This window comes from Streptomyces sp. SID1328 (genome assembly GCF_009865595.1).
Taxonomy (GTDB): domain Bacteria; phylum Actinomycetota; class Actinomycetes; order Streptomycetales; family Streptomycetaceae; genus Streptomyces; species Streptomyces griseoluteus.
Genome location: NZ_WWKH01000887.1, coordinates 1 through 5,813, shown reverse-complemented (window position 1 = coordinate 5,813; position 5,813 = coordinate 1). Strand labels below are relative to the sequence as shown.

3 protein-coding genes and 1 pseudogene are annotated in these 5,813 nt (G+C 72.3%); 1 reads left to right on the top strand and 3 read right to left on the bottom strand.

Annotated features, from left to right (window positions below; all coding sequences use genetic code 11):
• Positions 1–1,753 (top strand): annotated as a pseudogene (locus GT030_RS28630) (hypothetical protein); the annotation flags it as partial.
• Here GT030_RS28630 and GT030_RS28625 read toward each other — a convergent pair.
• From GT030_RS28625 to solA, 3 genes are all read right to left on the bottom strand, one after another.
• On the bottom strand, positions 1,745–3,307 hold the full coding sequence (locus GT030_RS28625; protein WP_161203566.1) for an amino acid permease: 1,563 nt from the start codon (positions 3,305–3,307) through the stop codon (positions 1,745–1,747). The pseudogene GT030_RS28630 and the gene GT030_RS28625 overlap by 9 nt on opposite strands.
• 61 nt (positions 3,308–3,368) lie before the next feature.
• Positions 3,369–4,499: an aromatic ring-hydroxylating dioxygenase subunit alpha gene (locus GT030_RS28620; RefSeq protein WP_161203565.1), complete on the bottom strand. Its 1,131-nt coding sequence runs from the start codon at positions 4,497–4,499 to the stop codon at positions 3,369–3,371.
• Positions 4,496–5,665: an N-methyl-L-tryptophan oxidase gene (gene solA / locus GT030_RS28615; protein ID WP_161203564.1), complete on the bottom strand. Its 1,170-nt coding sequence runs from the start codon at positions 5,663–5,665 to the stop codon at positions 4,496–4,498. Before solA ends, GT030_RS28620 begins: the two co-directional genes overlap by 4 nt.
• Positions 5,666–5,813 lie beyond the last annotated feature (148 nt).

The window sequence follows — 5,813 nt, the reverse complement described above, 5'->3', positions numbered from 1 at the left end:
CGACGACGCCCGCCGCACCGCCCGCGCCCTGCGCGCCGAGCGCGCCGAGATCGCGGGCGCCCCCGACGACGTGCCCGAAGCGGAGGACGGCGCCCCGAAGACGTCCCTGCCCGCGCTGCGGGAGGCGTACCGGGCCGCGTCGCAGGTGTACGAGAAGGTCGGCGTCGGCGCCGACCTGCGCGCCGAACAGGCCCGCGCGGAGAGCGACGAGAGCGCCGCCCGCGCCGACCTGGACCGGCTCAGCAACAAGGTCCGCACCCGTGCTGAACAGCTCCTGCAGTCGCCCGACGGCTCCGACGGCCCCTCCCGGCAAGCGGCCGCCGCCCGCGCCGACGAACTGGTGCAACTGCTGGAGACCCGCATGTCCACGGCGAGCGAACAGCTCGGCCGGCTGCGCGGCGAGACCGAGCGGCACGCCCCCGACGAGGGCGAGGCGCACACCGAGCTGCCCGAGGACCTCCAGCCGCGCGACGCCGAGCACGCCCAGGCCCTGCTGCGCACCGCCACCGCCGAACTCGCCACCCGCACGGAGGCGTTGGCCGAGGCCCGCGCCGCGCACGGCGAACTCCAGCAGGCGCACCGCACCGCTGAGGACGGCGCGGGCGGCTTCGACGAGGTCGCGGCGATGCTCCGTGACCTGCTGCGCGAACCGGCCGCCGAGGACGAGCGGGAGGACCCCGAGCCCTACCCCGGCACCCTGGAGGAGGCCCGGCAGTCCGCCGCCGAGGCCCGCCGCTCGCTGCGCGGCTGCGCCGCCGACCTCTCCGCTGCCGACACCGCCGTCCGCGAGGCCTGCGACATCCTGGTACGGCACGCCAACTCCACCCGCTACGAGCAGGTGCGCACCCCGGCCCGGCAGCAGATCCGCGAACTGCCCGCCGCCGCGCTGCCCGAGCACGCGCAGAAGTGGGCCGACGCCTTCGCACCCCGGCTGCGCGTCCTCACCGACGAGCTGGCCCAGTTGGAGCGCAACCGCGACTCGATCGTGGACCGGCTCCGGGGCCTGGTGGAGTCCTCCCTCGCCACCCTCCGCTCCGCCCAGCGGCTCTCCCGGCTGCCGGAGGGGCTCGGCGAGTGGTCCGGGCAGGAGTTCCTCCGCATCCGCTTCGAGGAGCCCGACCAGGCCACCCTCACCGAGCGCCTCGGCGAGGTCATCGACGAGGCCACCCGCGCCGCCGTGAAGAAGAACTCCGACCTGCGCCGGGACGGCATGTCCCTGCTGCTGCGCGGAGTCGCGGCCGCGCTCCAGCCCAAGGGCGTCGCGGTGGAGATCCTCAAGCCGGACGCGGTCCTGCGCGCCGAGCGGGTCCCCGTCGGCCAGATGGGCGACGTGTTCTCCGGCGGCCAGTTGCTCACCGCGGCCATCGCGCTCTACTGCACGATGGCCGCCCTGCGCTCCAACGACCGGGGCCGCGACAAGCACCGGCACGCGGGCACGCTGTTCCTGGACAACCCCATCGGCCGCGCCAACGCGACGTACCTGCTGGAGCTGCAGCGCGCCGTGTCCGACGCGCTGGGCGTCCAGCTGCTGTACACCACCGGCCTGTTCGACACCACCGCGCTGGCCGAGTTCCCGCTGGTCATCCGGCTGCGCAACGACGCCGACCTCCGGGCCGGGCTGAAGTACATCAGCGTGGAGGAGCACCTCCGGCCGGGCCTGCCGCAGCAGCGGCAGGACGGGGACGGGGTACGCAGTGAGATCACCGCGACCCGGATGTACAAGCGGCCGTCGGCGGGGGTGTCCTCAGTCTGACGCGGGCGTCGGCTCGGAGGTCTCCGTGGGGACCTCCAGCCGGTGCTCCGCCAGTACTCCCGTCCGGTGCCGCTGGACGAACCAGTAGTACGCGAAGCCGCCGCCCGCGATCACCGCGACGAACAGCACCGCGCCCCACCGGAGATACCAGTGGTAGGGCGCGCTCGTGTTGTACACCGCCGGGCGCGGCCAGATCAGGTTGAGGGTCATCCCCGCGCCCCACACCACCGCGACCACGTTGACGGCCAGTCCCCAGCGGCCCAGCGAGAACCGCCCCTCCCCGGCCGGGGTCCACCGGCCGCGCAGCCGTGCCACCAGCAGCGGCGCGGTCACGCCCAGGTAGGCCAGATAGATCATGATGATGCCGATGCTGGTGACCACGGTGAAGATCTGCGGCTGACGGATGTTGACCACCAGGATCGCCAGCGCCAGCACCCCGATCACCACGGCCGGCACCACCGGCGTCCGGAAGCGGGGACTCACCCGGGCCAGCACCGAGGACGCGGGCAGGTTGTTGTCCCGCGCCATGGCGAACGCCAGCCGGATCGCCGCCGTGTGCACGGCCAGCGCGCACACGGTGACCGCGATCAGGACGCACCACAGCATCCCCTTGCCGGCCGTCGGCCCGAGCACGTCCAGCACCACGTACTGGAGCCCGTCCGTGGACAGCTTGCCGCCCTTGAGGCTGGAGACGCTCATCAGCGCCAGCAGCAGCACCAGGCCGCCCAGTACGAAGGAGGCGATGATCGCCCGCAGGATGGCGCGGGGCGCGTTCCGGGACGGGTTCAGCGACTCCTCGCCGAGCGAGGCGGCGGTGTCGAAGCCGTACATCACGTACGCCGACGCCAGCGACGCCACCAGGAACGCGCCGAGATAACCGGCGCCGTGGCCCGCGCCGGTGCCGTTCGTCTCCAGCACGACCTGCGGGCCACGGGTGATGTGGACGGCCAGCATGACGATCAGCACCACACTGGCGACCAGCTCGATGAACACCCCCGCGGTGTTGATCCGGGCCATCAGCTTCACCCCGAAGGCGTTGACCAGCGTGGTGAACAGGATCAACACGGCCGCCAGCACCACCGCGTTGGTCGCCACGTCGTAGGTGCCGGTACCGTCCCCGACGAACTGGAATGCGGACGAGATCTGCGGCAGCGTGAGCTGGTAGGCGAGCGCCACCGCCGCGATCGACACGATGGAGGCGATCAGCATCATCCACCCGGCGAGCCAGCCGAGGTGGGGATTGCCGAGCCGCTTGGACCAGTTGTAGACCGAGCCCGCCACCGGATGCCGGGCCGCCAGCTCCGCGAAGCAGAGGGCCACCGCGAACTGGCCCACGAACACCATCGGCCACGACCACCAGTAGGCGGGACCGCCGCTGCCGTAGCCGAAGTAGAACAGCTGGAAGGTGCCGGTCAGGATCGAGATGTAGCTGATCCCGGCGGCGAAGGTGTGGAAGTTGCCCAGCGTGCGCTTGAGTTCGGGCCGGTACCCGAACTCCGCGAGTTCGCTGTCGTCGTGCCCGTGCGTGCCTGACGGCGGTGCTGCCTTGGTCATCGGTGTGACTCCTGGGGGCAGAGGGAAACGGGAGCGGCCGTGTCCTACCCCGCTTCGGCGCTCACGGAGCCTGTTCGCCCAGCTTCTCCCGCAGCCATCCATGGAACGCCCCGATGTGGTGCTCGGCCGGCACCAGCACCCCGCCCCCGCGATAGGCGCGCGAGGACATGGCGGGCTGGGTGCGCTCGCACGCCGCGAAGTCCTGGACGTTGACCCGGTGGAACAGCTCCGCCGACTTCGACACATCGGCCCCCGACGCCACCACCTCGGGCGCGTACAGCCAGTCGCACTCCACCACCGTGCGGTCCTCGGCCAGCGGGAACATACGGTGCAGGATGACGTGGTCGGGGACGAGGTTGACGAAGACGTTGGGCCGGACGGTGATGGCGTAGTAGCGCCGGTCCTGCTCCTCGGCCACCTCCGGGAGCCGGCCGAAGCCCGCGCTGCCGTCCACCGTGAACCCCGCCACCCCCGCGCCGAACTCGGCGCCGTGGCCCACGTAGGCCTGAGCCGCGTAGCCGTCCGCGAACTCCGGTAGCACCTCGGTGAGTTCGGGGTGGATGGTGGCGCAGTGGTAGCACTCCATGAAGTTCTCGACGATCAGCTTCCAGTTGGCCCGCACGTCGTAGGTGACCCGCTTGCCGAGGGCCAGGTGTTCGGTGCCGTAGTGCTCGATGGCCGCCGGGTCGCCCAGCCGCTCCACGGCCGCGTGCTGGACGGTGCCCTCGAAGGAGGGCGGTGCGTCGGCCAGGCACACCCAGGCGTAGCCCAGCCATTCCCGCAGGGCGACCTTGACCAGCCCGTACCGGTCCCGGTCCACGTCCGGCATCTTCGTCAGGTTGGGTGCGGCGACCAGCTTCCCGTCGAGCCCGTACGTCCAGGCGTGGTACGGGCATTGCAGGCCGCGGCGGACCTCGCCGGACTCCTCGGTGCACAGCCGGGCGCCCCGGTGCCGGCAGACGTTGAGGAAGGCCCGCAGCGCGCCGGTGCGATCGCGGGTGACGAGCACGCTCTCCCGGCCGACCCGGACCGTACGGAAGGCGCCGGGCCGGTCCAGGTCGGCGCTGCGCACGGCGCAGAACCACATCGACTCCAGCAGCGCCTCCTGCTCGCGCCGGAAGACCTCGGGGTCGGTGTAGTAGCGGCCGGGAAGCGTGGGGATCAGGCTGGGGGAGACCGGGGTCGTCGTCATGGCTGGGCTCCTCGGGCGGCCGGGGCGGTCAGGCGTGCGGGGTCGAACAGGCCGGTCGGGTGCGGGGTGGAGCCGGTCAGCGCGAGGTCGGCCAGGATCTCGCCCACGACCGGCACGAACTTGAAACCGTGCCCGGAGAAACCGCAGGCCACGGTGGCCGACTCCGGGTGCGCGGGGTGCCGGGCGATCACGAAGTGCTCGTCCGGGGTGTTGGAGTACATGCAGGTGGCGGCCTTCAGGAAGGTGCCGGGCAGGTCGGGGATCAGCGCGGCCATGTGGTCCGCCATGGCCCGGACCTCGTGTTCGTGCACCGTCCGGTCGATGGTCTCCGGGGTGGTGCGCTGCCCCTTGCGGAAGAACGCGACCTTGGCGCCCTTCTGGGGGCCGTCGATGGCGGGGAAGCCGTACACCTGGACGCCGTCCGCGTCCTCCCAGATGTAGACGGGATGCCGTTCCGGCTCGAACGGCGCGGTGCCGCCCGTCGGCTGGAACCAGTACATGACCTGCCGCTCCACGGTGATCGGCACGCCGATGTCCGCGAGCAGCCGGGGCGCCCAGGCGCCGGGGCAGATCACCAGCTGCCCGGCGGTGTACGTGTTCTCGCCAGTGTGCACCCGCACCCCGTCCCGGTACGGCTCCCAGCGCACCACCGGTTCCTCGAAGCGGAGCTCCGCGCCCTGCCGGGTGGCGAGCTGGAGATGGGCGGCGACCATGTTCTCCGGGCGCAGCAGGCCCGCCTTCGCCTCGAAGAGGGCCACCTCGTCGTCGGCCGGGGCCAGGGTGGGGAAGTGGCGCCGGATCTCCTTGGCGTCCAGCATCTCGTGGGGCAGGTCCCACTCGGTGGCCGAGCGCAGCGAGCCGGAGACGGTACGGGAGTCCGGCCGGCCGACCATCGCGCCGCCGCACAGGACGGAGACCTCCCGGCCGGTGGCCCGCTCCAGCTCTTCGTACAGCTCGTAGGCGCGGAGCAGCAGGGGTACGTACGCCGGGTCCTCGAAGTAGGACTGCCGGGTGATGCGGGAACCGCCGTGGCTGGAGCCCCGGTCGTGCACCGGGCCGAACTTCTCCAGCCCGAGCACCCGCGCGCCGCGTGCGGAGAGGTGGTGGGCGGCGGCGCTGCCCATGCCGCCCAGGCCGATGACGATCACGTCGTAGGTGGGGGACACTTCTGTCGGACCTCCTGGGGTGGGGCGGGGCCGTCTCGTCAGCGGCGGATGCGGGTCATCTCCGGGTCGAACAGCGGCTCCTCGGCGACGGTCGCGGGGACCTTCTCGCCGAAGTACTCGATGTGCACGCCCGTGCCGGGGGTGAGGC